21 protein-coding genes and 1 tRNA gene are annotated in these 24,949 nt (G+C 68.9%); 11 read left to right on the plus strand and 11 right to left on the minus strand.

Features of this window, described 5'->3' with window-relative positions; genetic code table 11:
- Positions 1-258: 258 nt before the first annotated feature.
- Positions 259-2,232 (plus strand): acetate--CoA ligase, encoded by a 1,974-nt coding sequence (gene acs / locus ACU6WY_RS10705; RefSeq protein ID WP_483819641.1) that lies wholly within the window; start codon positions 259-261, stop codon positions 2,230-2,232.
- 142 nt (positions 2,233-2,374) lie between these two features.
- On the opposite strand, the gene ACU6WY_RS10710 is transcribed toward acs, so the two are convergent.
- Positions 2,375-3,928, minus strand: coding sequence for an amidase (locus ACU6WY_RS10710; protein ID WP_483819642.1), 1,554 nt, complete (start codon positions 3,926-3,928; stop codon positions 2,375-2,377).
- A 268-nt stretch (positions 3,929-4,196) separates the two neighbouring features.
- Here ACU6WY_RS10710 and ACU6WY_RS10715 point away from each other — a divergent pair, with 268 nt between their 5' ends.
- The 5 genes from ACU6WY_RS10715 to ACU6WY_RS10735 all read left to right on the plus strand — a co-directional run bounded on the left by ACU6WY_RS10715 (position 4,197) and on the right by ACU6WY_RS10735 (position 9,686).
- Positions 4,197-5,117: a helix-turn-helix domain-containing protein gene (locus ACU6WY_RS10715; protein WP_483819643.1), complete on the plus strand. Its 921-nt coding sequence runs from the start codon at positions 4,197-4,199 to the stop codon at positions 5,115-5,117.
- A 163-nt stretch (positions 5,118-5,280) separates the two neighbouring features.
- Positions 5,281-5,943 carry a GntR family transcriptional regulator gene (locus tag ACU6WY_RS10720; protein ID WP_483819644.1) on the plus strand — a complete coding sequence of 221 codons (663 nt, stop codon included), beginning with the start codon at positions 5,281-5,283 and terminating at the stop codon, positions 5,941-5,943.
- On the plus strand, positions 5,940-7,466 hold the full coding sequence (locus ACU6WY_RS10725; protein WP_483819645.1) for an MmgE/PrpD family protein: 1,527 nt from the start codon (positions 5,940-5,942) through the stop codon (positions 7,464-7,466). Before ACU6WY_RS10720 ends, ACU6WY_RS10725 begins: the two co-directional genes overlap by 4 nt.
- Positions 7,467-7,605: 139 nt before the next feature.
- Positions 7,606-8,508, plus strand: coding sequence for a methylisocitrate lyase (prpB, locus tag ACU6WY_RS10730; RefSeq protein ID WP_483819646.1), 903 nt, complete (start codon positions 7,606-7,608; stop codon positions 8,506-8,508).
- 2 nt (positions 8,509-8,510) lie between these two features.
- Positions 8,511-9,686 (plus strand): bifunctional 2-methylcitrate synthase/citrate synthase, encoded by a 1,176-nt coding sequence (locus ACU6WY_RS10735; protein WP_483819647.1) that lies wholly within the window; start codon positions 8,511-8,513, stop codon positions 9,684-9,686.
- 11 nt (positions 9,687-9,697) lie between these two features.
- Here the strand turns inward: ACU6WY_RS10735 and ACU6WY_RS10740 are convergent, their stop codons facing one another.
- Together ACU6WY_RS10740 and sp36 are read right to left on the minus strand one after the other, a co-directional pair.
- Positions 9,698-10,165 carry a RidA family protein gene (locus ACU6WY_RS10740; RefSeq protein WP_483819648.1) on the minus strand — a complete coding sequence of 156 codons (468 nt, stop codon included), beginning with the start codon at positions 10,163-10,165 and terminating at the stop codon, positions 9,698-9,700.
- Entirely contained in the window at positions 10,162-10,380 is a 219-nt protein-coding gene (gene sp36, locus ACU6WY_RS10745) for a Sp36 family protein (protein ID WP_483819649.1), read from the minus strand. The genes ACU6WY_RS10740 and sp36 overlap by 4 nt, the downstream gene beginning before the upstream one ends.
- Positions 10,381-10,492: 112 nt before the next feature.
- On the opposite strand from sp36, the gene ACU6WY_RS10750 reads away from it, so the two are divergent.
- From ACU6WY_RS10750 to ACU6WY_RS10770, 5 genes are all read left to right on the plus strand, one after another.
- Complete coding sequence (locus tag ACU6WY_RS10750) at positions 10,493-13,189, plus strand: transglycosylase domain-containing protein (RefSeq protein ID WP_483819650.1); 2,697 nt, start codon at positions 10,493-10,495, stop codon at positions 13,187-13,189.
- The gene (locus ACU6WY_RS10755; RefSeq protein WP_483819651.1) at positions 13,180-14,109 is read left to right on the plus strand and encodes a metallophosphoesterase; all 930 of its coding nucleotides are present in this window, start codon (positions 13,180-13,182) and stop codon (positions 14,107-14,109) included. The genes ACU6WY_RS10750 and ACU6WY_RS10755 overlap by 10 nt, the downstream gene beginning before the upstream one ends.
- A gap of 114 nt (positions 14,110-14,223) precedes the next feature.
- Positions 14,224-15,744: a hypothetical protein gene (locus tag ACU6WY_RS10760; protein WP_483819652.1), complete on the plus strand. Its 1,521-nt coding sequence runs from the start codon at positions 14,224-14,226 to the stop codon at positions 15,742-15,744.
- A 171-nt stretch (positions 15,745-15,915) separates the two neighbouring features.
- Positions 15,916-15,989: transfer RNA gene (locus ACU6WY_RS10765), tRNA-Pro, on the plus strand.
- 73 nt (positions 15,990-16,062) lie between these two features.
- Positions 16,063-16,836 carry an HAD-IIB family hydrolase gene (locus tag ACU6WY_RS10770; RefSeq protein ID WP_483819653.1) on the plus strand — a complete coding sequence of 258 codons (774 nt, stop codon included), beginning with the start codon at positions 16,063-16,065 and terminating at the stop codon, positions 16,834-16,836.
- Positions 16,837-16,858: 22 nt separating this feature from the next.
- Here ACU6WY_RS10770 and ACU6WY_RS10775 read toward each other — a convergent pair whose 3' ends face one another.
- From ACU6WY_RS10775 to ACU6WY_RS10810, 8 genes are all read right to left on the minus strand, one after another.
- On the minus strand, positions 16,859-17,683 hold the full coding sequence (locus ACU6WY_RS10775) for a siderophore-interacting protein (protein ID WP_483819654.1): 825 nt from the start codon (positions 17,681-17,683) through the stop codon (positions 16,859-16,861).
- A complete protein-coding gene (locus ACU6WY_RS10780) occupies positions 17,680-18,420 on the minus strand; it encodes a FadR/GntR family transcriptional regulator (protein ID WP_483819655.1) in 741 nt (246 codons plus the stop codon). Before ACU6WY_RS10780 ends, ACU6WY_RS10775 begins: the two co-directional genes overlap by 4 nt.
- 65 nt (positions 18,421-18,485) lie before the next feature.
- The gene (galE, locus tag ACU6WY_RS10785) at positions 18,486-19,514 is read right to left on the minus strand and encodes a UDP-glucose 4-epimerase GalE (protein ID WP_483819656.1); all 1,029 of its coding nucleotides are present in this window, start codon (positions 19,512-19,514) and stop codon (positions 18,486-18,488) included.
- 25 nt (positions 19,515-19,539) lie between these two features.
- Entirely contained in the window at positions 19,540-20,145 is a 606-nt protein-coding gene (locus ACU6WY_RS10790; RefSeq protein WP_483819657.1) for a thymidine kinase, read from the minus strand.
- A 7-nt stretch (positions 20,146-20,152) separates the two neighbouring features.
- Positions 20,153-21,583, minus strand: a complete 1,431-nt coding sequence (gene mqo / locus ACU6WY_RS10795) for a malate dehydrogenase (quinone) (RefSeq protein ID WP_483821905.1) — start codon at positions 21,581-21,583, stop codon at positions 20,153-20,155.
- Positions 21,584-21,725: 142 nt separating this feature from the next.
- Entirely contained in the window at positions 21,726-22,796 is a 1,071-nt protein-coding gene (locus ACU6WY_RS10800; RefSeq protein WP_483819658.1) for an aspartate-semialdehyde dehydrogenase, read from the minus strand.
- Between the two features lie 83 nt (positions 22,797-22,879).
- The gene (locus ACU6WY_RS10805) at positions 22,880-23,467 is read right to left on the minus strand and encodes a DM13 domain-containing protein (protein WP_483819659.1); all 588 of its coding nucleotides are present in this window, start codon (positions 23,465-23,467) and stop codon (positions 22,880-22,882) included.
- A 65-nt stretch (positions 23,468-23,532) separates the two neighbouring features.
- On the minus strand, positions 23,533-24,819 hold the full coding sequence (locus tag ACU6WY_RS10810; protein ID WP_483821906.1) for an aspartate kinase: 1,287 nt from the start codon (positions 24,817-24,819) through the stop codon (positions 23,533-23,535).
- Positions 24,820-24,949: the final 130 nt, after the last annotated feature.

Consider the following 24,949-nt stretch of genomic DNA (forward strand, 5'->3'; position numbering starts at 1 on the left):
CGAGGGATGCCGCCACGCGCCGGAGAAAAATTGGGGGGCTCCCCCCGGCGCGCTGCCCGAAGCGATGTTCGGGCGTCCATAAGGTTACGCAGTTCAGGGGCCGCAACCAACTCGATTACCTCGATAAGAGAGCGATATATCAGGTGGGTCGCTCGGAACCGATGCCAACTATCGGAGGTGGCCGCTGCCTCCACCCCCTAGATAGCGTGACGGTGGCGCGAGGACGCGCCGTGCATTCGAACGCGAAGGAGCGCCACGATGAGCAGCCAGATCGATCATCTCCTCAACGAGACCCGCCGTTTCGCCCCCTCGGCGGAGTTCACCGGGAACGCCGTCGCCGACGCGAGCCTGTACGAACGTGCGTCCGCCGATCGCGAGGGGTTCTGGGCCGACCAGGCCCGCGAGCTGCACTGGCACACCCCCTTCACTCAGGTGCTGGACTGGTCGAACCCGCCCTTCGCCGAGTGGTTCGCCGACGGCGAGCTCAACGTCGCCTACAACTGCCTCGACCGCCACGTCGAGGCCGGCAACGGCGACCGCATCGCTCTGCGCTGGGAGGGCGAGCCCGGCGACCAGCGCAACGTCACGTATGCCGAACTCACCGACGAGGTCAAGCGCCTATCGAACGTGCTCCTCGACCTCGGTGTCGAGCGCGGCGACCGGGTCGCGATCTACCTCCCCATGATCCCCGAGGCCATCGCCTCGATGCTTGCCGTCGCCCGCATCGGAGCCGTGCACTCGGTCGTCTTCGGCGGGTTCTCTGCCGACAGCCTCCGCGCGCGCATCGACGACGCCGGAGCGAAGCTCGTCATCACCGCCGATGGTGGCTGGCGCAAGGGCAAGGTCTCGCCCCTCAAGCCCGCGGTCGACCAAGCCCTCGCTGACCGCAACGGGTCCGGCATCCAAGACACCGTCGAGCACGTACTCGTCGTCAAGCGCGGCGAGAACGACGTGCAATGGACCGACGACCGCGACATCTGGTGGCACGACGTGGTGCCGCAGGCCTCGGCCGACCACGAGGCCGAGGCCTTCCCCGCCGAGAACCCCCTGTTCATCCTCTACACCTCGGGCACCACCGGGAAGCCGAAGGGAATCCTCCACACCTCGGGCGGGTACCTGACGCAGGCGGCGTTCACCAACCGTGTGGTGCACGACGTGCACCCCGACACCGACGTGTACTGGTGCACCGCCGATATCGGATGGATCACCGGCCACACCTACGTCGCCTACGGTCCGCTCGCCAACGGCGCAACGCAGCTGCTCTTCGAGGGCACCCCCGACACCCCGCACCCGGGTCGCTGGTGGGAACTCATCCAGAACCACGGCGTGACCATCTTCTACACCGCGCCCACCGCGATCCGATCGTTCATGAAGATCGGCCGCGACGTGCCGCAGAGCTTCGATCTGTCGTCGCTGCGGCTCCTCGGATCGGTCGGCGAACCCATCAACCCCGAGGCGTGGGTCTGGTACCGCGACATCATCGGCGGCGACCGCGCCCCGATCGTCGACACGTGGTGGCAGACCGAGACCGGCGCGATCATGATCTCGGCCCTCCCCGGCGTCACCGAGACGAAGCCCGGCTCCGCACAGGTGCCGCTCCCGGGCATCTCCATCGACGTCGTCGACGACGCCGGCGAACACGTGGGCCACGGCAACGGTGGACTGCTCGTCATCACCGAGCCATGGCCGTCGATGCTGCGCGGCATCTGGGGCGACCCCGACCGCTTCGTCGAGACCTACTGGCAGAAGTTCGCCGACAAGGGCTACTACTTCGCCGGCGACGGCGCCCGCCTCGACGACGACGGCGACGTGTGGCTGCTCGGCCGCGTCGACGACGTCATGAACGTCTCGGGCCACCGCCTCTCGACCGCCGAGATCGAGTCGGCCCTCGTCGGACACGAGGGCGTGGCCGAGTCCGCCGTCGTCGGCGCGGCGGATGAGACGACCGGTCAAGCGGTCGTCGCATTCGTGATCATCAAGAGCCGCTATCTGAAGAAGAACGGCGTCGACGGGCTCGGCGACGAGCTGCGAAAGTGGGTGGGCGAGCAGATCGGTCCCATCGCGCGCCCCCGCGACGTCTACATCGTCGGCGAGCTGCCCAAGACCCGCTCCGGCAAGATCATGCGGCGTCTGCTGCGCGACGTCGCGGAGGGCCGAGACGTTGGCGACACCACCACGCTCGCGGACACGATGGTGATGAGCACCATCTCGGGGCAGGTGAAGAAGAAGTAGCGGTGGATGCCGTCGGGTTCGGCGCTCGCACCCGGAGAGGGACGCGCCTATTGCGCATCCGCGCGGATGGCGCCGGTCCCCGCAACGGAACGGGTTCCCGGCGACTCGACCGTCCGCGAGTCGCCGGGAACCCGTTTGCGCACTACGGCGTCGTGCTGGGGCGCTGCCGCTGGGGGTGAGCCGCTTCGTACGCGTAGGCGAGGCCGAGGAGCGTCGCCTCATCGAACTGCTTGCCGACCAACTCTGCGCCAACAGGGAGGCCTGCGCTCGTGAAGCCGGCCGGGAAGCTGATCGCCGGTGCGCCAGCGGAGGAAGCGAGGAAGGCGTTGACGGCTCCCCAGTTCGAGACGCCGAGGGCCGAGGCCGCCTCCTTGGAGCTCGGGTAGAGAAGCGCGTCGATGTCGTTCTCCTCCATGAAGGCGGCGAATGCCTCGCTGAACGCGGCCGCGGGCTGTACGACCTCCACGTCGTAGGACGGATCGGTCGTATCGGGGCCGCCGACGAGCGGTGCGAGAGAGGCGCTCACATCCGTGACGATGCCACCGTTGCGGGTCATCTCCGCGAAGGTCAGGCCCTCGTGAGCGGGCCCGAAGTCCTTCAGGTACTTGTCGAAGGCCTCCTCCATCTCCCAGTCGTTCTGCATCGCAGATTGTGACGTGAACTCCAGCGACGAGAGGTGCGACACGACCGCGCCCGCGTCTACGAGGTCAGCTTCCATCCGGGTCATGACGTCGTTGATCTCCTGGGCGGCCGGCGAATCGCCGAAGGCGCTGTCCAGTACGACGATGTGCGCGCCATCGAGGGCCTCCGGGTCGAGGGCGTCGAGGTACGAGTCGGGCCGCGGCGCGTCTGCTCCGAGGGCAACCGCGTCGTCCGGGTCGTCGACGCCGCCGAGGAGGTCGAGGGCGACCGCGATATCGCTCACCGAGGTCGCCATCGGGCCGACAGTGTCGAGGCTCGTCGAGACCGGCGCGATCCCGGAGCGGCCGATCAGACCCTTCGTGGGCCTGATGCCGACGCCCGAGGTCGCCGATGCGGGCACGCGAATGGAGCCGCCGGTATCGGTGCCGAAGGCGAGCGGTGCGAAGTTCGCCGCGACGGCGACCGCGCTTCCTCCGCTGGAGCCCGACGGGTTCTTGGTCAGGTCGTAGGGGTTGAGCGTCTGACCGCCGAAGGAGCTCACGGTCGCGAATCCGTAGGCGAACTCCTGCAGGTTCGCCTTACCGAGGATGATCGCCCCGGCATCCCTCAGCTGCTCGACGACGAAGGCGTCGTTGTCGGGAGTGGCCCCGCCGAGCGCGGCCGACCCGACGCTCGTCGGCATGTCGGAGGTGTTGATGTTGTCCTTCAGGATGACCGGGATACCGAACAACGGTCCGCGCGAACCGGACTTGCTGCGTTCCTCGTCGAGCTCCGCCGCCGTGTCGAGCGCGTCGGAGTTCACGTAAACCATCGCGTTGAGGGCGGGGCCCTCGTCGTCGTACGCCTCGATCCGGTCGAGATAGGCACCGACGAGTTGCTCGCTCGTCAGTTCGCCCTCCTCGAGCGCGGCCTGGATCTCGACGATCGTGGGTTCGGTCGTGATGTAAGTCGCGACCTCCTCAGCCGACATCGCAGAGTCGGCCGGCTCGGTCGCCGTGCACCCGGCAAGAACTACCAGGCTGCTGCATCCGACGAGACCGACCGCGATTCGCATGCGTCTGTGCTGAGACTTCGTCTTGTCCATGGTTCTCCGCTGTGTTGATCCCTCATTCGAGGGGAGTTATCGGGTTGGCGCCCCTCGCTGACGAGCGGCGCGCACATCACGCTAGGGAGCGATATCTCATGCACGGATGACGTTTTCTGCACCGGATGCGACACGATCTGCACCGATCGATGCGACCCGGTTCCGGGGAGGACTCACGGACACATGACCGGGACATTCGCGACATCACCGTGAAACAGCCGCCCAGGATGCTCGAGGGGTGCAGCAGATTCGAGTCAAGACGGTCGATGACTGGCACCAGGTCGCCAGCCAGCGCATCGTTGCACTCGCCTTCAGGCCTACCGAAGAGCGGTTCCGAGCGAGGTTCGAGCAGACCGTCATGAACGACGACGTCTCTCTGCACGATCTGTCGACGACCGGGCTGATCGTTGAGCGATCCGAGAAGTCGGCGGCGGCGGACCCCCATGAAGACGTGTTTCTCGTGCTGCAGCGCAGGTCGTCGGGTGTCCTCACGCAGTACGGACGCGACGTTCATCTGACGCCCGGATCGATCGCTCTGTTCGACCCGTCACGGGCGTACTCGTTCGACCACTCCGCGGGAAACCAGCGTCAGCTGACGCTGCGCGTGAGTCGATGCCGACTGGGCATCGACGATCAGACGATCGCGCGGCTCTCCGCGACGCCGATGCCCGACGATCACCCCCAATCGGTGCTCGTCCGGGCGTACATGCGCGCCCTCTGGAAACAAGAACCCCGTCAATCCGCCGACATGGCGAGCGCCAGCGGCGACCTCGCCGTCGACCTCGTCAGCTCGCTCCTGAACTCGCTCGTATCGTGGCGTACCGGAGCCGTGCGAACGTCGGACTACGAGCGGATGATGCGGTTCATCGAGGCCAACTTCGAATCTCCAGACCTCGACGTCGCAGCGCTCGCCGACGCTCACCACGTCTCGATCCGGAACGTCTACAACCTGTTCGCGACCAGGAGGGTCACTCCCGCGGCCGCCATCCGTACGCGGCGACTCGATCACGCGGCCGCGCTGATTCGTGACGAACCGCGTCTGACCGTCGTCGACGTCGCGATTCGATGCGGGTTCGGTGACGCGGCAACATTTGCGCGGGCCTTTCGCCGACGGTTCGGTCACACCCCCTCAGGATGGCGCCGAGAAGCGGGTGTCTGACTCGCGTTCGTAATGCGACGCCCCCTTCCGCCGCCGTCCACGAGAGCACACGGCATGCCGCGGCACCCATCCCTGTATACGAAAAGGTCGTCTGCTCCATCGTTATCGCGACACGGCGCCACCTCTGTATACAATGAAGAAATCGACGGGGAGGAGGGATGCCATGCGCGCCAGTGACCGCGCCTACTCCGCGCTCCTCGAAGAGATCCAGACCGGCGCTCTCGCCCCCGGCACCGTGCTCGGCGAGGTCGAGCAGTCGGCCCGCCTCGGCGTGAGCCGCACTCCGCTGCGCACGGCCCTGGCCCGACTCACCGCCGATGGACTCGTCGCCCAGGCCTCGCCGCGCGTGACCGTCGTGACCCACGTGGATCACGACGACATCCGATCGCTCTTCGTCGTGCGGCGCGCGCTCGAAGAGACCGCGGCGCGGCTGGCTGCGGCTTCGGGGCGCGCGTCCGAGTTCACTGCTCTCGCGGAGGCCTTCGGCACAGCACGTCTCGACGGAGAGGCGGCCCGCGACGCCTACTACCGCCTCATCGCCGACTTCGACGCGGCCCTCGACGCCGCCTCCGCCAACGAGTATTTGACTCACGCACTGCGCACCGTCCGCACCCACCTCGTGCGCGTGCGGCGCCTCGCCCGGTACCAGCCCGAGCGGCTCGCCGCCTCGGTGTCGGAGCACCGGCTGATCGCGCTCGCGATCGCCGCGGGCAACGCCGACCTCGCCGCGCACGCGACCCACGTGCACCTGCACAACGCCCTCACGAGCATCCTCGAGTCCCTCGACGACGCCGTTCCCGCGCCCGACCGAAAGGCCTCCGCATGACGATCACCCACCACCTCCGCGTGCACCGCAGCGACGAGAACCTCGCCCGCGAGGGGCAGCTGGCGTGGGCTCTCGCGCGCATCGCGGTCGACCCGGTCGCGGTCGACGACGACGTGGTCGACATGATCGTCAACCGCCTCATCGACAACGCCGCCGTCGCCGCCGCCTCGCTCACCCGTCGTCCCGTGAGCGCCGCCCGCCAGCAGGCCCTCGACCACGCCGTGTCGATCGGCGGGGTCGGGGCGACCGTGTTCGGCTGCGCGCTGGAGCGCCGTTCGAGCCCCGAATGGGCGGCGTGGGCGAACGGCGTCGCGGTGCGCGAACTCGACTATCACGACACCTTCCTCGCCGCCGACTACTCCCACCCCGGCGACAACATCCCGCCCGTGCTCGCCGTCGCCCAGCACACCGGACGCGACGGCGCCGCGGTGGTGCGCGCGCTCGCCACCGCCTACGAGGTGCAGATCGACCTCGTGCGCGCGATCTCGCTCCACAAGCACAAGATCGACCACGTCGCCCATCTCGGCCCCTCCGCCGCCGCGGGTATCGGCACCCTGCTCGACCTCGACCAGGAGGCGATCTACCAGGCGATCGGGCAGGCCCTCCACACCACGACCGCCACGCGCCAGTCGCGCAAGGGCGAGATCTCGACCTGGAAGGCGCACGCCCCCGCCTTCGCCGGAAAGATGGCGGTCGAGGCCGTCGACCGGGCCATGCGCGGCGAGACCAGCCCCTCCCCCATCTACGAGGGCGAAGACGGCGTGATCGCCTGGATGCTCGACGGACCGGATGCCACGTACGACGTGCCCCTCCCCGCCGACGGCGAGTCCAAGCGCGCCATCCTCGACAGCTACACGAAGGAGCACTCCGCCGAGTATCAGGCGCAGGCCTGGATCGACCTCGCCCGGCGCCTGGGCACGGAGCGGCCCGAACTGCGCGACCCGGCGAACGTGGCATCCATCGTTCTGCACACCAGCCACCACACGCACTACGTGATCGGTTCGGGATCGGGCGACCCCCAGAAGTACGACCCCACCGCCTCGCGCGAGACCCTCGACCACTCGATCCCGTACATCTTCGCCGTGGCGCTGCAGGACGGTGCGTGGCATCACGTCGACTCCTACGCCCCCGAGCGCGCGGGCCGCGAAGACACCGTGGCCCTGTGGCACATGATCACCACGGCCGAGGATGCCGAGTGGACACGCCGCTACCACTCCGAGGACCCGAACGAGAAGGCCTTCGGCGGCCGCGTGGTCATCACCCTCGCCGACGGCTCGGTCGTCGAGGACGAGATCGCCGTCGCCGACGCCCACCCGCTCGGCGCCCGCCCCTTCGCCCGTGAGGACTACGTGCGAAAGTTCCGGCTGCTCGCCGAGCCCGTACTCGCCGCCGACGAGATCGAGCGGTTCCTCGAGCTCGTCCAGCGCCTGCCCGAGCTCACCCCCGCCGAGGTGCTGCAGCTGACGATCGTCGCGAAGCCCGGTGTGCTGGCGCTGGCTCCGGCGCCGAAGGGGCTGTTCTGATGCGCCGGCCCGGACCCGCGGCGTGCGCAACTCCTGAGATTCCCACGCCCGGCGGCCGGACACCCGCGCATTTCCGCGACGCCCGCACCACCACGACGCAGATCTTCCGGAGTTGCGCACGTCCGGCGGAGGAGAACTGATGCTGTACTCCCAGACCAACCCGGCGCAGAAGCGCCGCGCGCTGCGCGAGAAGCTGGCATCCGGAGAACTCGTGCGGATGCCGGGAGCCTTCAACCCGCTGTCGGCCCGGCTCATCGAGCGGAAGGGCTTCGAGGGCGTCTACATCTCGGGTGCCGTCATCTCGGCCGACCTGGGACTGCCCGACATCGGTCTGACGACGCTGAGCGAGGTCGCGGGCCGTGGTCAGCAGATCGCGCGCATGACGGAACTTCCCGCGATCATCGACGCCGACACCGGGTTCGGCGAACCGATGAACGTCGCCCGCACGATCCAGACGCTGGAAGACGCGGGGTTGGCCGGCACCCACATCGAGGACCAGGTCAACCCGAAGCGCTGCGGCCACCTCGACGGCAAGAGCGTCGTCGACGCCGACACCGCGGTCAAACGCATCCGCGCCGCCGTCGACGCGCGGCGCGACCCCGACTTCCTCATCATGGCCCGCACCGACGTGCGAGCGGTCGAGGGCCTGGATGCCGCGATCGACCGCGCGAAGGCCCTGGTCGACGCCGGCGCCGACGCGATCTTCCCCGAGGCGATGCGTGACCTCGGCGAGTTCGAGGCCATGCGCGCGGCGCTGAACGTGCCGATCCTGGCGAACATGACCGAGTTCGGGAAGAGCGAGCTGTTCTCGACGGCCCAGTTACGCGACGCCGGGGTCAACCTGGTGATCTGGCCCGTGTCGCTCCTGCGGTTGGCGATGGGTTCGGCCGACCGGGGCCTGGACGCCCTGGCATCCGAGGGTCACCTGCGCGAGAAGCTCGGCGAGATGCAGCACCGCGCCGACCTGTACGACCTCATCGACTACGAGCAGTACTCGCGCTTCGACGCGAACGTGTTCGATTTCACCATCACGAAGGAGTGAGCATGAGCGACGTCGAGATCAAGAAGGGCCTGGCCGGGGTGACGGTGGACCACACCGCCGTCAGCAAGGTCAACCCCGACACCAACAGCCTGCTCTACCGCGGATATCCCGTGCAGGAGCTCGCCGCGACGCAGTCGTTCGAGGCCGTGGCCCTGCTGCTGTGGAACGGCGAGCTGCCCTCGGCCGAGGAGCTGGCGGCGTTCGAGCGGTTCGAGCGTGCCCACCGCGATCTCGACCCGGCGGTGCGCACCGCGATCGACCTGCTGCCGCTCGACGCTCACCCGATGGATGCCATCCGCACCGCGGTCTCGGTGCTCGGGGCCTCGGCGCCGGCGGCCGAGGTGGCCGACAACTCCCCCGACGCCGACCTCGCGAAGGCGAAGCTGCTGTTCGCGAAGATCCCCGCGATGGTCGCCTACGACCAGCGCCGGCGGCGCGGAGAGGAGCTCGTCGAGCCGCGCGCCGACCTGGACTACGCGCGCAACTTCCTCTGGATGACCTTCGGCGACGAGGCCGACGAGGTCGTCGCCCGCGCGTTCACGGTGTCGATGATCCTGTACGCGGAACACTCCTTCAACGCATCGACCTTCACCGCGCGCGTGATCACCTCGACCACGGCCGACCTGTACTCCGCGGTCGTCGGCGCGATCGGTGCGCTCAAAGGCGCGCTGCACGGAGGCGCGAACGAGGCCGTGATGCACATCCTCGACGAGATCGGATCGGCCGAGAACGTCGGGCCGTGGCTGGACGCCGCCCTCGCCGAGAAGCGCAAGATCATGGGCTTCGGTCACCGCGTGTACAAGAAGGGCGACTCGCGCGTGCCGACGATGAAGGCCGCCCTCGACACGCTCGTCGAGCACAACGCCGCCGGCGACCTCGCCGCGCTCTACGACGCGCTCGAGAGCGAGTTCGTTTCCCGGAAGGGCATCTACCCCAACCTCGACTACCCGTCGGGCCCGGCGTACCACCTCATCGGTTTCGACACTCCGACGTTCACGCCGCTGTTCGTCGCCGCGCGGGTGACGGGGTGGACGGCGCACATCCGGGAGCAGGCGGCATCCAACGCCCTCATCCGCCCGTTGTCGGCGTACTCCGGTGTCGACGAGCGGCACATCGAGGGCTACGTGGCCACCGACGCGGAGCGCGAGGCCGCGGAGCGCGACGAAGAAGCGCGGTAAAGACGCGAGCCTCAGGCGACGGTGAAGATGACCTCGACCTCGACCGGGCTGTCCAGCGGCAGCACCGGCACGCCGACGGCCGAGCGCGCGTGGGCCCCCGCCTCGCCGAAGACCTCGCCGAAGAACTCGCTCGCACCGTTGATGACGCCGGGCTGCCCGGTGAATTCGGGCACGGATGCCACGAACCCGGTGAGCTTGAGCACGCCGGTGATGTTGTCGACGCCGCCCACCAGCGACGCCGCCGCCGCGAGGGCATTGAGCGCGCACTGACGCGCCAGGGTCTTGGCATCCTCCGCCGAGACGAGCCCCTCCGCGGCACCGACCTTGCCGGTGACCGGGAGTGCGCCCTGCACCATGGGGAGCTGGCCCGAGGTGTAGACGAGATCGCCGTGGCGCTTCGCCGGAATGTAGGCCGCGACGGGTGGGACGACCGACGGGACCTCGACGCCGAGCGCGGCCAGGCGCTCCGAGACGCTCACTGCTGGCCCTCGAACTGGCGCGCGGCGGTCGCGGCGGCACCGAGGCCGACGTTCGCCTCGCCCCCGCCGACGGGACGCTTGAAGTAGGCCACGAGTCCGCCTTCGGGGCCGGTCACCACCTGCACGAGCTCCCACCCCTGCTTGCCCCAGTTGTTGAGGATCGCGGCGGTGTTGTGGATCAGCAGCGGTGTGGTGAGGTACTCCCACGTGGTCATACGGGACTCCCGGCGGGTCGGCTCGACGGGCGAGCGAGAGAGATGGACGCGTACGCGCGCGAGCGCACGCCCTTCAAGGCATCGCCCAGCAACGTCGCTTAGCATCAACCCTATGCCTGAGAACAAACGTACGGCTAGCGGTGCCCTCGGCGGCATCGTCGGCCTCGTCGGCCTGAGCGCGGCCGCCGGCGTCCTTGTGACCGCGGCCGTGACCCCGGCGATCGCCGTATCGGGTCTGGCGGCGTCGAGCGCCATCACGATCTTCGACAACATGCCGGGTTACCTGCAGCCCGACCAGCTCATGCTGCCGACGACGCTGATGGCGGGCGACCAGGTGCTGGCGAAGTTCTACGACCAGAACCGTTCGCCCGTGACCTTCGACCAGGTCAATCCCGTCATGTACGACGCGGTTCTGTCGTCGGAAGACCCGCGCTATTACCAGCACGGTGGTGTCGACCTGATCGGAACCACCCGCGCCCTGCTCAGCAATGCCGCGGGCGGCGAGACGCAGGGTGGATCCTCGATCAGCCAGCAGTACGTCAAGAACGTTCTCGTGCAGCGCTGTGAGCGAGATGCGCGTGCCATCGAGGCCACCGACGAGGCCCCCGCCAAGACGCGCGACGAGGTCCTCCAGGAGTGCGCGCTCGAGGCCATCCAGGCCCAGGGCGTCGAGGGGTATCAGCGCAAGCTGCAGGAGATGCGGTACGCGGTACAGCTCGAGAAGCAGTACACGAAAGACCAGATCCTTCTCGGCTACCTGAACATCGCCAACTTCGGCGGCACGACCTACGGCATCGACGCCGCGGCCAAGCGCTACTTCAACGTCTCGGCCGCCGACCTCAACGTCGGTCAGGCCGCGATCCTGGCCGGCATGGTGCAGAATCCGAACCGCTTCCGCATCGACCGGGCTGACGGCTCGATCTTCGACAACGACGGCACGGCGTACAACAAGCAGGCCGACGGCTCGATCGACGACGTCGACCAGAGCACGATCCAGGCGCTGTACACGCTCCGCGACAACGGCGAGATCACGCAGGACCAGCTCGTGGCCGCCGCCGACGCCTACAGCGAGACCAAGGGTCGCCAGCTCTACGTGCTCAGCCGCATGGAGGCCGACGGCAAGATCACGCACGAGCAGTATGTGCAGTTCGCGGTCGAGCCGATCACGCCGAACCTGACGTCGACCGACCAGGGGTGCGGCACCTCGCGTGCCCCGTACTTCTGCGAGTACGTCGTCGCGACGATCCTGAACGATCCCGCCTTCGGAGCCGAGGTCGATGACCGCGTGCGCGCCCTCCGTCAGGACGGCTTGACCATCCAGACGACGCTGGATTGGCGCATGCAGGATGCCGCCCAGGGCACGATGAACGAGAACACGCCGCAGAGCCTCGACGGCATGAAGTTCGGCGCGACGGCGGTGAGCATGGAAGCCAAGACCGGCCGTATCCTCGCCATCGCGCAGAACACCAAGTTCCCGCAGGATCCCGAGCTCGCGGAGTCCGACCCGTCGTACAACTCGATCGTCTTCGCCGGCGATTCGACGATCGGAGGATCCATCGGCTTCAACGCCGGGTCGACGTTCAAGCTGTTCACGCTGGTGGACTGGCTCGAGAAGGGGCACTCGCTCAACGAGCAGCTGAACGGTCGTCTGCAGCCGGTGCCGAACATGAAGAACTCGTGTCAGGGCGACTGGATCAACCAGGGCAACGTCCGCATCAACAACTTCGCGAACAACGGCGGGTACGTCGGCACCCCCATGATGTTCACGCGCGACTCTCTGAACACCGGATATCTCGCCATGGCCGCTCAGCTGGACCTGTGCGACATCGCCACGGTGGTCAAGAAGATGGGCGTCACCAGCGGTGACGGCAAAGAGATCCTCATGGCCAACGCCAACGAGGTCATCGGTAGCGACAACGTCTCGCCGATCGCTATGGCGGGCGCGTTCGGCACGGTGGCCAACGGCGGCAGCCACTGCCAGCCCAAGGTCATCGACAAGGTGACGGATGCCGACGGCGCTGAACGCCGGATCCCCGAGCGCGACTGCGAGCCGGTCCTCACCCCCGAGGTCGCGTCGACCGCCGCCTATGCGCTGCAGGGCGTGATGGCCGGTGGCGGCACCGGTTCGTCTGCCAACCCGCGCGACGGTGTCGCCGTCATGGGCAAGACCGGGACGCACGAGGGCTTCCAGACCTGGATGATCGAATCGTCCACCAACGTCACCACCGCCGTGTGGGTCGGCAACTGGACGGGCGACGTCGACCTCTTCGATCGGTACTCCAACGGGCTGCGACTGAGCGACATGCGCTACACTCTCGCCCGCGACGTGCAGAGCGCCGCCAACGAGTTCTACGGCGGCGACCGCTTCCCCGATCCGGCGCAGAGCCTGCTGCGGACCGTCCAGCGAGACGTGCCGAACGTCGTCGGACAGAGCATCGACAGCGCCCGTTCCACGCTCGATCGATCCGGATTCCGGGTGTCTGTGGGGGATCCCGTGGATTCGGAGTTCGGTGGCGACCGGGTCGCCGAGCAGAGCCCGAGCGGTTCGGCCGCCGCGGGTTCGGTCATCACCATCCGCCCCGGCAATGGCCAGGGAGGAACCGTGCCCGACGTCGTAGGCCAGAACGTCAACAGTGCACGGGCGGGCTTGTCGTCGGCGGGCTTCGGCTCCGTGTCGATCGGATCGTGCCAGAACGACCCCGCGGCTCCGGCCGAGGGCCGGGTGACGGCCACGAACCCCGCTCCGGGCACGTCCACCAACAAGAACACCACCGTCAGCATGAACATCGTCGCGAAGGAATGCCCGTGACGGGTTCGCTCGTGAAGGCCGCCCTCGCGCCCCTCGGGGTCGCGGGGGCGGCCGCTGTCGGCGCCGCCGTCTGGGGCGTGGGCGTCGAGCGCTACCTGTTCACGGTGCGGTACCACGCGCTGCGAGTGCTGCCGAAGGGGTCGGATGCGGTGCGCGTGCTCCACGTGTCCGACGCCCACATGGCACCGTGGCAGCACCGGAAGCAAGAGTGGATGGCGCGGCTCGCCGAGCTCTCCCCCGATCTCGTGATCAACACGGGCGATAACCTCGGTCACCGCGACGGGCTCCTCGGCATCCGTTCGGCCTTTACTCCTCTACGGGGCGTGCCGGGGCTGGCGGTGCACGGGTCGAACGACTTCCAAGAGCCGTCGCCCCGAAACCCGTTCCGCTACTTCCTCGGGCCCTCCGCTAATCTCCCCGTCCATAAGCACCTCGACGTCGACGCGCTCGACCGGTTCTTCACCGACGATCTGGGGTGGAGCATTCTCGACGACACCGCGGTGTCCGTCGAAGTGAAGGGGCTGCGGGTCACGGCCTTCGGCGTCAACGACGCCCACCGCAACTGGGACAAGCCCGAGCTCATTCCCCCGGTACTCGACACCCTGGATGCCGCTGACCTCACTCTCGGCGTGATGCACGCGCCGTACCGCAGGACGCTCGACCGGTTCGTGGATCTGGGTGCCGACGTGCTGCTGGCCGGACACACCCACGGCGGCCAGGTACGGGTGCCGTTCAGCCGGAAGGCGCTCGTGTCGAACTGCGACCTGCCGCTCGACCAGGCCCGCGGGCTGAGCGAGTGGTCGCACGGTGGCCGGACGGTTCCGCTCAACGTCAGTGCCGGCCTCGGCCATTCGATTTATGCGCCGGTACGGTTCGCGTGCCGGCCCGAGGCGACGCTGCTGACGCTCCTCCCCCGCTGACCCCTCCTCCCCCACGACCGAAGGGGCCGATCCCTCCACGGATCGGCCCCTTCGGCCATCGCGGGACGTCCCCCACGTCGCAGGATCGAGTCTCCTCGACCGAAGGGACTCCCCATGCACCATCCACCTCCCCGCCCTCGCCGACGTCGTGCACTGCCGCGCGCCGTGCTGGCTCTCGCCGTGGCTGCCGGACTCGTCGGCGCAACCGCGGTCGTGGCCGCTCCTGCTCAGGCGGCCGATCGCGGAACGGGCTTCGGCACCTGGGCGCCGCTGTCATCGACGGGGTGGCACGGCTCCATGCGGGTGGGTGACGTCCACACGTACTGCATCCACCCCGGGCTTCCCCTGGCCACCGGAACGACGACCGACCACGGCGTCCGCACCGACGTGAACGGGCTGTCGCCACAGCAACTGGTGTCGGTCAACCACCTGGTCACCACCTATGGACAGACCGACGACCCCGTCCGGGCCGCCGCGGTGGGCTGGGCCGTCAAAGCGATCGTCGACCGAGACACGACCTTGCACTCGTGGGGCTACGAGGGCGAGTCGCTGCGCGAGGCGATCGACTACATCATGCGCCGCGCCAGCCCCGAGAACAGCGCGGCGATCCAAGACCGCGCCGAGCAGTATCTCGCCGAGGCCGCCGCCGTGCGGGTTCCCCGCCTCGGCGGGGCGCTCGACCTCACCACCGACCCGGGTGACCCGACGCGGGGAACCGTCACCGCCGACGTCGACCCTGAGGCGACGGGCGGGCTGCACCTCGACGGCGCCGTCTTCGCCGACACCGGCTCCGCCGACCGCTCCGCCGTGACGCCCGGCGTGGCGTACCCCATTCTGGCCTCGCCGCCCGCGAACACCGACGGGCGTCCGTATACGGTGCGCGCCCGCGGAGCCTTCACGGTGCGCGCGGCCGCGATTCGCCTGTTCACCACACCGGGACAGCAGGAGTCAGCCGGCCCGGCGGAGCCGCTGCGGTTCGACCTGACGGCGGAGGATGCCACGCCTCGCCCCGTGCGGTTCTCCCCGCGCATCCAGACGCAGGCCCGGCTGGAAGACGGACGCTTCGTCGATGAGGTGTCGTTCTCCTCCGGAGAGGGCCCCTGGCCACGCCACGCCGACGGCACGTTCGTGCGCCTTCGGGCACGGGCCGATCTTTACCGCACCGGAGCGTTCCCGGCCGAGTCGTCGGAGATCCCCTCCGGTCTGCAGCCCGTGGCGCGCCTCGACCTGACCACCGACCCGGCCGTCGGCGCCGGAACCTACACCGTGACCACCCCGCAACCGCTGCCCGGTCCCGGCGTTTACACCGCGGTCTGGCGCATCGAGCGCGCCGACCAGGATGCCGCGACCCTCCCGCATCTCCCGGCGCGCTACCGCTGGCTCGAGCGCTTCGGCGCGCCCTCGCAAACTGAGCAGTGGGTAGCGCCGCCGCCCACGGACGCGCCGACGCCGAGCCCCACGCCGACACCCGTCCCGCCGCCCGTCGCCGAGCCTCCGGCGAGAGCCCTCGCGGCGACCGGGATCTCTGCCATGGGTCTCGCGCCCGCGGGAGTACTCGCTTCGTGCACCATCGCCGTCGGCGTCGCCGCGATCCTCGTCGGGCGCAGCCGCCGGCGTCCGGCCGGCCGCGCCTGAGGAACGTGCACCCGTCGGGGTGGGCGCGCCGTTCGGCCATGTCGCGCTCACCCCGGCGGTTCGCGAACGCGACACGTCGACCCATGGGTCGAACCGAGCCGAGCGACGCGCCCGTGCTACGGCTCGGTTCGAACCATGCCGTCGAACGGGGTAGACTTGCAGGGTTGGCCACGGGGTGTGGCGCAGCTTGGTAGCGCGCGTCGTTCGGGACGACGAGGCCGCAGGTTCAAATCCTGTCACCCCGACCGCAGAGAGGCTCCACCTTCGGGTGGGGCCTCTCGTGTACCGAGATACACCTTTCACCTCCCCAGGAGCATCGTGTCCGACACCTCGCCCCGTCTCGTCGCCTTCGACCTCGACGACACCCTCGCCCCGTCGAAGACCGCGATCGACCCGCGCATCGGTGACCTGCTGCTCGCTCTCGCGGAGCGCGTCGAGGTCGCCATCATCTCGGGCGGTCAGCTGCAGCAGTTCCGTTCCCAGGTCGTCGAGCGCCTGCCCGAGGCCGACTCCGATCTGCTGTCGCACCTGCACCTCATGCCGACCTGCGGCACGCAGTACTATCGCCTGAGCACCGATGGCGTTCAGACCGTCTACGCGCACTCGCTCACCGACGACGAGAAGACCCGCGCACTCACCGCCGTCCGCGAAGAGGCCGAGCGCCTGGGCCTGTGGGAGGCCGAGCCGTGGGGCGAGATCCTCGAGGACCGCGGTTCGCAGATCACCTTCTCTGCCCTCGGCCAGAAGGCCCCGCTCGAGGCGAAGATGGCGTGGGACCCGACGGGCGAGAAGAAGAACAGCCTGCGCGAGGCGGTCGCCGCCCGCATCCCCGACCTCGAGGTCCGCTCCGGCGGGTCCACCTCGGTCGACATCACCCACCGCGGCATCGACAAGGCCTACGGCATGCGCAAGCTCGCCGAGGCCACGGGGATCGACCTCGACGACATGCTCTTCGTCGGTGACCGTCTCGACCCCGACGGCAACGACTACCCGGTGCTGGCGATGGGCGTCGAGTGCCACGCGGTGCACGGGTGGGAAGACACCGCCGACTACCTCGAGGCTCTTCTCCCTACGCTGCCGGCGCGCGCCTGAGGCCACCGGGCTCGACGAGCTCCTAGAGGATCTCGCCGATCGGCTCGCGCTTTTCGGCCTGGAAGCGATCTTCGGTGCGTCCGTAGGCCCAGTACCCCGAGAGCGACACCTGGGCGCGGTCCAGACCCCACGCGCGGAAGAACACCTCGCGCAGCGCCTTCATGGCCTCGCGCTCCCCGTGGGCGAAGACGTGACCCCGTCCGTCCGGCACCGTCCACGCCGTGACGGCGTCCACGAGCACCGGGGACGTGCCCGCGGGCACATCGTCACCCCGGTGCAGCCAGACGATCTCGACGCCGGCGGGCACGGTCAGCGGCAGCTCATCGGCGACGCCCGCCACCTCGAGGAACGCCGCACCCCGAGCGCCGGGGTCGAGTGCCTCGAGAGCCGCCGAGATCGCCGGCAGCGCTGACTCATCGCCGGCGAGCAGATGCCAGTCCGCGCCGGGATCGGGCGCGTAGCCGCCGCCCGGGGACGAGACGACCATGCGCTCGCCCAGCTGCGCCCGCGCCGCCCAGGGCCCCGCCAGCCCCTCGTCGCCGTGGACGACGAAGTCGATCGCGATCTCGTCGCCCGCGACCTCGCGCACGGTGTAGGTGCGGGTGACGGGGAGATCTTCGGGGGCGAGCGTCTCCCGCAGCGCTGCGAGGTCGTACGGCGGCTGCAGGCCCAGCTCGGGCTTGACGAAGGTGATCTTCACGTAGCGATCGGTGTACGGGCTCTCGCGAAAGGCCGACAGGTCTGTGCCCCGGGCTCGGACGCGCACGAGGTGCGGGGTAAGTCGCTCGGCCGAGACCACGTCGAGCACGTGCTGCGGGCGCGGCGGGCGCACGGGGCGGTCGCTCACGCGGCATCCCTCCCGAGGGCATCACCGTCGGGCCCACCGAGCGCTTCGGCGACCTGCGCGGAGTATCCCGCAATGTGCTCCCGAATACGCTCGCGCGCCGCGTTCGCATCGCCGTCGGCGACGGCCTCGACGATCCCGCGGTGCTCAGCTCGCAGCCGCTCCGAGGTCGTCTCCCAGTCGGCCAGGCGCGCGGCCCCCGCCCGCGTGTACGACTCGATCGAGCTGCGGAGTCCTGCCATCATCGCGGCGACCACCGCATTGCCCGACGCTTCCGCCAGCGCCTGGTGGAACCGGGCGTCGAGCGCGAGGAACTCATCCCGCTCGAGTCGGGCGGTGTCCATGGCATCCAGGATGCCGCGGATCTCGGTGAGGTCGGCGTCGGCCTCGGCCAGCGTCTCGGCGATGTCGCTCTCGAGCACGATGCGGGTGCGGACGACGTCGACGAGGGGGAAGCCGCTGGCCGCGACCTGAAGGCGAAGGAAGGCCGCGAGCCCTCCGCGCGGCGTCGTCACGATCATGGCTCCGGACGTGGGACCCGACCCCGTCGCCGTGCGGACCACGCCGAGCACCTCGAGCACGCGGATGGCCTCGCGGACGCTCGAGCGCCCCACGCCCAGTTGCGTCGCCAGCTCGCGCTCCGGCGTCAGCCGGTCACCGGGCGAGAGTCGCCCGTCGCGAAGGTCGCGCTCGACGCGGTCGAGCACGACCTGCCAGGCGCGGAGTGCGGAATCGGGCATGGCATTCCCTCGCTCATCGACGACCAGGCCGTGTGGCCTGACCACACAAGCTTAGGCGCCGACCGTCAGGCTTCGGCGGGGGTTGCGTACCCGGCGGGGTTGGTGGTCTGCCAGTTCCAGTAGTCGCGGCAGGCGTCGTCGATCGTCAGGCGGGTGCGCCATCCGAGCACGTCTGCAGCCTTGGAGGGATCGCAGTAGGTGGCGGCGACGTCGCCAGGGCGCCGCGCCAGGATCTTCTTCGGCAGCTCATGACCCACCGCCTTCTCGAACGATGCCACGAGCTCCAGGACGCTGACGGGGCGCCCCGTCCCAAGATTGAACACCTCATGCCCGGGCTGCGCCTGCTCGAGGGCGACCACGTGCCCCTCGGCGAGGTCCACCACGTGAATGTAGTCGCGGAGCCCCGTGCCGTCGGGGGTGTCGTAGTCGTCACCGAAGACGCCCACCTCGTCGAGCGTCCCGATCGCCACGCGCGAGACGTACGGCATGAGGTTGTTCGGGATGCCGGCGGGGTCTTCACCGATCAGGCCGGACGGGTGCGCACCCACGGGGTTGAAGTAGCGCAACACCGTCACGTTCAGCTCGGGGTTCACACGCGCCACGTCGGCCAGGACGACCTCGTTCATACGCTTGGACTTGCTGTACGCGTTGGAGAGGTCGACGCTCGTGGTCGACTCTTCGGTGAAGGGCAGATCGGCCGGGTCGGAGTACACCGTGCCGGTGCTCGAGAAGACGAACGACCGGATGCCGCGGGGAATGCCCACCCGCAGCAGAGCGAACGTGGTGTCGAGGTTGTTGGAGTAGTACTCCAACGGCTTCTGCGTGGACTCCCCCACCGCTTTGAACGCGGCGAGGTGGATGATCGCGTCGATCGGTCCGTGCTCGTCGAACACCGAGGTGACGACGGCCTCGTCGGCGGCGTCGCCGACCACCAGCGGCGCAGGCTTGCCGGTGATCTTCTCGACCCGTTCGGCGGCGACCGGGTGGGTGCCCGACAGATCGTCGAGGAGCACGACGTCGTGGCCGGCCTCCAGCAGAGCAACGGCCGTGTGAGTTCCGATGTAACCGGCACCGCCGGCCAGGAGTACGCGCATGCCTCCAGGCTATCGGTCGGCGGGCTCAGCGCCCGTCGAGCCGCCCGCCCGATTCGCGCAGGTAGCACGCGGCGCACATCGACTCGTAGGTGACCTCGCCCGCGATCTGCCCCTCGTCGATCGCGACCTGGTCGCCGTCGAACACGAAGCGTCCCCCGACGAGTCTCGCGTTGAAGACGGCTTTGCGTCCGCAGCGGCAGATGGTCTTCAACTCTTCGAGGCTGTGGGCGATCTCCATCAGACGCGCCGACCCCGGGAAGGCATCGGTGCGGAAATCGGTGCGGATGCCGTACGCCAATACCGGGATGCCATCGAGCACCGCGATGCGCAGGAGGTCATCGACCTGCGCGGGGGTGAAGAACTGCGCTTCGTCGACCAGGAGGCACGCCACCGGCGCGTGTCCGGCGGCAGCCTGGAAGACCGCGCGCAGATCGTCGCCGGGGCCGACGAGGAAATCGACCGGGCGAGTGACCCCGAGACGGCTCGCGATCTGATCGGCACCCTTGGTGTCGATCTCGGGCTTGGCCAGCAGCACGCGCTGCCCGCGCTCCTCGTAGTTGTACGCCGCCTGCAGCAAGGCCGTGGACTTGCCGGAGTTCATCGCTCCGTAGCGGAAGTACAGCTTCGCCATGAGCGCCTCAGGCGTTGATCGCGAGCGCCTGGGCCGTGGCATCCAGCTCTGCCCGTGCCGCGTCGGGACGCGTGTTGAGCGTCTCGCCGTAGCTGGGGATGAGCTGGCGCAGGCGCGGCTCCCACTCGGGCATGCGGTCGGGGAAGCACGTCTTGATCAGGCCGAGCATGATCGAGACGGCGGTGGACGCTCCGGGCGACGCGCCGAGCAGACCGGCGATGGAGTGATCCGCCGAGGTGATGACCTCGGTGCCGAACTGCAGGATGCCACCCTTGTCTTTGTCGCGCTTCATCACCTGCGCGCGCTGGCCGGCGTCGAGAAGCTCCCAGTCTTCGGCCTTGGCGGTGGGCACGAACTCCCGCAGGCTCTCGACCTTCTTCGCGTGGGTCTTCAGAAGTTCGCTGACGAGGTATTTGAGCAGACTCGGGTTGTCGACGGCGACCTTGAGCATCGGGAACAGGTTGTGCGGGCGCACCTGGGTGACGATGTCGAGCATCGAGCCGTTCTTGAGGAACTTGGGGCTGAAGGTCGCGAAGGGCCCGAAGAGCACCGAGGTCTCGCCGTCGACGACGCGGGTGTCGAGGTGCGGCACCGACATGGGCGGCGCGCCCACCGAGGCCTGCGAGTACACCTTCGCGCGGTGCTGAGCGACGATCGCCGGGTTGGAGGTCTTCAGCCACTGGCCGCCGATCGGGAAGACGCCGTATCCCTTGATCTCGGGGATGCCGGAGCGCTGCAGCAATTTGAGCGCCCACCCGCCCGCGCCGACGAAGACGAACTTCGCCGTGATGGTTCCGGGAGTGTGGCCGATCACGTGGCGGTACGCGACGTCCCACGCGCCGTCTTTGCGCTTGGTGAGGTTCTTGACCTCGTTGTTGGTGACGACCTCGACGCCCTTCTCGCGCAGCCCGGCGAAGAGCTGGCGGGTGAGCGCACCGAAGTCGACGTCGGTGCCCGCGGGAACGCGCGTGGCCGCGAACGGCTCACCCTTGCGACGCTTCTGCATGAGCAGCGGGGCCCACTGGTTGATGACGCGGGAGTCCTCGCTGTACTCGATGCCCGCGAACAGCGGCTGCTGCTTGAGCACCTCGTAGCGCTTGCGAAGGTACGCGACGTCTTTCTCTCCCCGCACGAAGGTCATGTGCGGGGTGGGGTTGATGAACGTCGAGGGCTCGTCAAGCACGCCCTCCGAGACCAGCGTGGCCCAGAACTGGCGGCTCTGCTGGAACTGCTCGTTGATCGTCACGGCCTTCGACGGATCCAGCGGGCCGTTCGGGTTGTCGGGCATGTAGTTGAGCTCGCACAGGGCGGCGTGACCGGTGCCCGCGTTGTTCCAGGCGTTCGAGCTCTCTTGCGCGACGTCGCTGAGACGCTCCATCACCGCGATCTTCAGATCGGGCTGCAGATCCTTCAGCATCGTGCCGAGGGTGGCGGACATGATGCCGCCTCCGATGAGGAGAACGTCGACGTTTTCGGTCACCCGTCGATTCTAGGCGCCGTGCGAAGGTGTCTCGACATCGAGAGATCGCTCGCTTCGATGTCGAGACAACGCGGGCCTCACGGCATCCGGATGCCAGGGCTCAGGCGCGCGTGAGGAGCCCCTGCGCGACGAGCTCGGCGATCTGCACCGCGTTCAGCGCCGCACCCTTGCGCAGGTTGTCGTTGCTGATGAACAGCACGAGTCCCTTGCCCTCGGGAGCCGACTGGTCGGCGCGGATGCGGCCGACGTAGCTGGGGTCGGTCCCCGCGGCCTGAAGAGGCGTGGGAACCTCTTCGAGGCGGACGCCGGGGGCGTCGGCGAGGAGCTCACGGGCACGCTCGGGCGTGATGTCGCGGGCGAACTCGGCGTTGATGCTCAGCGAGTGCCCCGTGAAGACCGGCACGCGCACGCACGTTCCGGCGACACGGAGGTCGGGGAGTTCGAGGATCTTGCGACTCTCGTTGCGGAGCTTCTTCTCTTCGTCGGTCTCGTTCAGGCCGTCGTCGACGAGGTTGCCCGCGAAGGGGATGACGTCGAAGGCGATCGGGGCGACGTACTTCTCGGGCTGCGGGAAGTCGAGCGCCGAGCCGTCGCGCACGAGCCGCTCGACATCGCCCTGGGCGAGCACGCCCTCGACCTGACCGAGCAGTTCCTGCGCCCCGGCGAGACCGGAACCCGACACGGCCTGGTACGTGCTCACGATGAGACGCTCGAGGCCCGCCTCGGTGTGGAGCACCTTCAGTACCGGCATGGCGGCCATCGTGGTGCAGTTCGGGTTGGCGACGATGCCCTTCTTCGCCTCGGCGATCGCGTGCGGGTTGACCTCGCTGACCACGAGGGGAACCTCGGGATCCATGCGCCACGCGCTGGAGTTGTCGATCACCAGGGCGCCGGCCTCGGCGAAGCGCGGCGCGTGGGCGCGCGAGCCCGTCGCTCCCGCCGAGAACAGGGCTACCTCGACGCCCGCGGGGTCGGCGGTGGCGACGTCTTCGACGATCACCGAGTGTCCGCCGAACTCCACCGCGGTGCCGGCCGAGCGGGCGGTGGCGAACAGACGCAGTTCACGAATCGGGAACGACCGCTCCGCGAGGATCTCGAGCATGACGGTGCCGACCTGACCGGTGGCGCCGACGACGGCGAGAGAGATTCCGGAATCGGAGATGCGGGTCATGCGAAGTCCTCGGGATTCGTGGGTGAAATCCAGATTCTAGCGGGCCAAGACACGCCGACCGGATCACGCCCCGAAGCCGTGGACTATGCGAGGGCGGCCGCCCCGAACGAGACGCCGAACTGCACGCACCACAGGTCGACACTGCGGAACACCGACAGGTCGACGTCGGCGGGGATGTCGTAGAGCTGGTCGCCGAGGTTGCCCTTGATCGGTCCGAGGTCGACGTGGTCGTACCCGCCGGCGGTGAACCATCCGTCGGTGCCTTCGACGACGGGCCCGGCGCTGAGCCAGACGTGGATATCGGGGCCGTTCGAGGTCGCCAGACCGACGAGGGCGAGCTGTCGCGACCCGTCGGGGTTCTCGATGACCCGGACTGTTCCGGTTGTCTCGTGCTCGTGACTGATGAACGTTCCGGTCGACAGGTCGACCGGCCCCGCGGGAGGCGCCGGGGCAGCCGGCTCCGCGGTCGTCGTCGCGACGGGATCGGGCGCAGCGGACGTGGCCGCCGCGGTGGGAGCGACGGCAGAAGGGATCGCGTCGTCGACCCGCACGTTCACGAAGAGGAGCCACGGCTGGAAGACCAGACCGAGCACCACGACGGCCACGACGACGACTGCCGCGCCGATCCCCCACCACCAGCGCGACCGATGAACCGAGCCCGTGCGTGCCATTTCGCCCTCCTTTCGGTGCGCGAAATGTAGCGGGCGCACCTTCGGACGCGCTGACAGTCTGCGGGTCAGCGACCGGTGCCGGCGTGCACCGTGGCCTCGGCGTCGCCGTCGAGGCCGTAGGCCGTGTGCACCAGGCGGGCGGCCTCGGCGAGGTCGACCCCGCGCACCACGACCGAGATGCGGATCTCGGAGGTCGAAATCATCTCGATGTTGACGCCCGCGAGGCTCAGCGCCTCGAACAGCGTCGCCGAGACACCCGAGTGCGTGCGCATGCCCGCGCCCACGACCGAGAGCTTGCCGATCTGATCGTCGTGCACGAGGCTCTCGAAACCGACCTCGGACTGCTCGCCCGCGAGCGCCTTGAGCGCGGTCGCGGCGTCGGTCTTGGGCAGCGTGAACGAGATGTCGGTGCGCCCCGTGGCCGCGGCCGAGACGTTCTGCACGATCATGTCGACATTGGCGCCGGACTTGGCGACGATCTTGAAGATGTCGGCGGCCTTGCCGGGCACGTCGGGCACGCCGATGACGGTGATCTTGGCCTGGCTGAGGTCGGTGGCGACGCCGGCGACGATGGGCTCTTCCATGGTGGCTCCCTCGGGGACGAGCGGGGACTTCTTCGAGGCGTCGAGCACCCACGTGCCCTCGCCCGAACTGAACGTGGACCGGGCGTGGATGAGGACGCCGTGACGGCGCGCGTACTCGACGGCGCGGATGTAGAGCACCTTCGCGCCGTTGGCGGCGAGCTCCAGCATCTCTTCGCTTCCGACGCGCTCGAGCTTGCGGGCCAGCGGGACCACGCGCGGGTCGGCGGTGAAGATGCCGTCGACGTCGCTGTAGATCTCGCACACGTCAGCGTTCAGGGCGGCGGCGAGCGCGACGGCGGTGGTGTCGGAGCCGCCACGGCCGAGCGTGGTGATGTCGCGGGTGTCGCGGTTGAAACCCTGGAAGCCGGCGACGATGACGATCGCGCCCTCGTCGAGCGCTTCGCGCAGGCGCACGGGCGTGACGTCGACGATGCGCGCGGCGCCGTGCGTGGCATCCGTGATCATTCCGGCCTGGCTACCGGTGAAGGAGCGCGCCTCGAAGCCCATCGAGTGGATAGCCATGGCCAGCAGCGCCATCGAGATGCGCTCCCCGCTGGAGAGGAGCATGTCGAGCTCGCGCGGCGCGGGGATGGGGGCGACTTGTCCTGCGAGGTCGAGCAGCTCGTCGGTGGTGTCACCCATCGCGCTCACCGCCACGACGACCTCGTGCCCCGCGCGGCGGGTGTCGACGATGCGCTTGGCGACGCGCTTGATGCTCTCGGCGTCGGCGACGGACGAACCGCCATACTTCTGGACGATCAGCGCCATAAGAAGGAACTCCCGGATGGGTCGGGCGTCGGGATGCCACGACGGGGCGCTCGGATGCCGCACCCGAGGGTTCATCTTAGAGGCGCCCGCATGTCGCCACCGCCATGCGGGCACCCGGCGGACGGTCATC

The sequence above is a fragment of the Microbacterium sp. ZW3a genome (assembly GCF_057167165.1).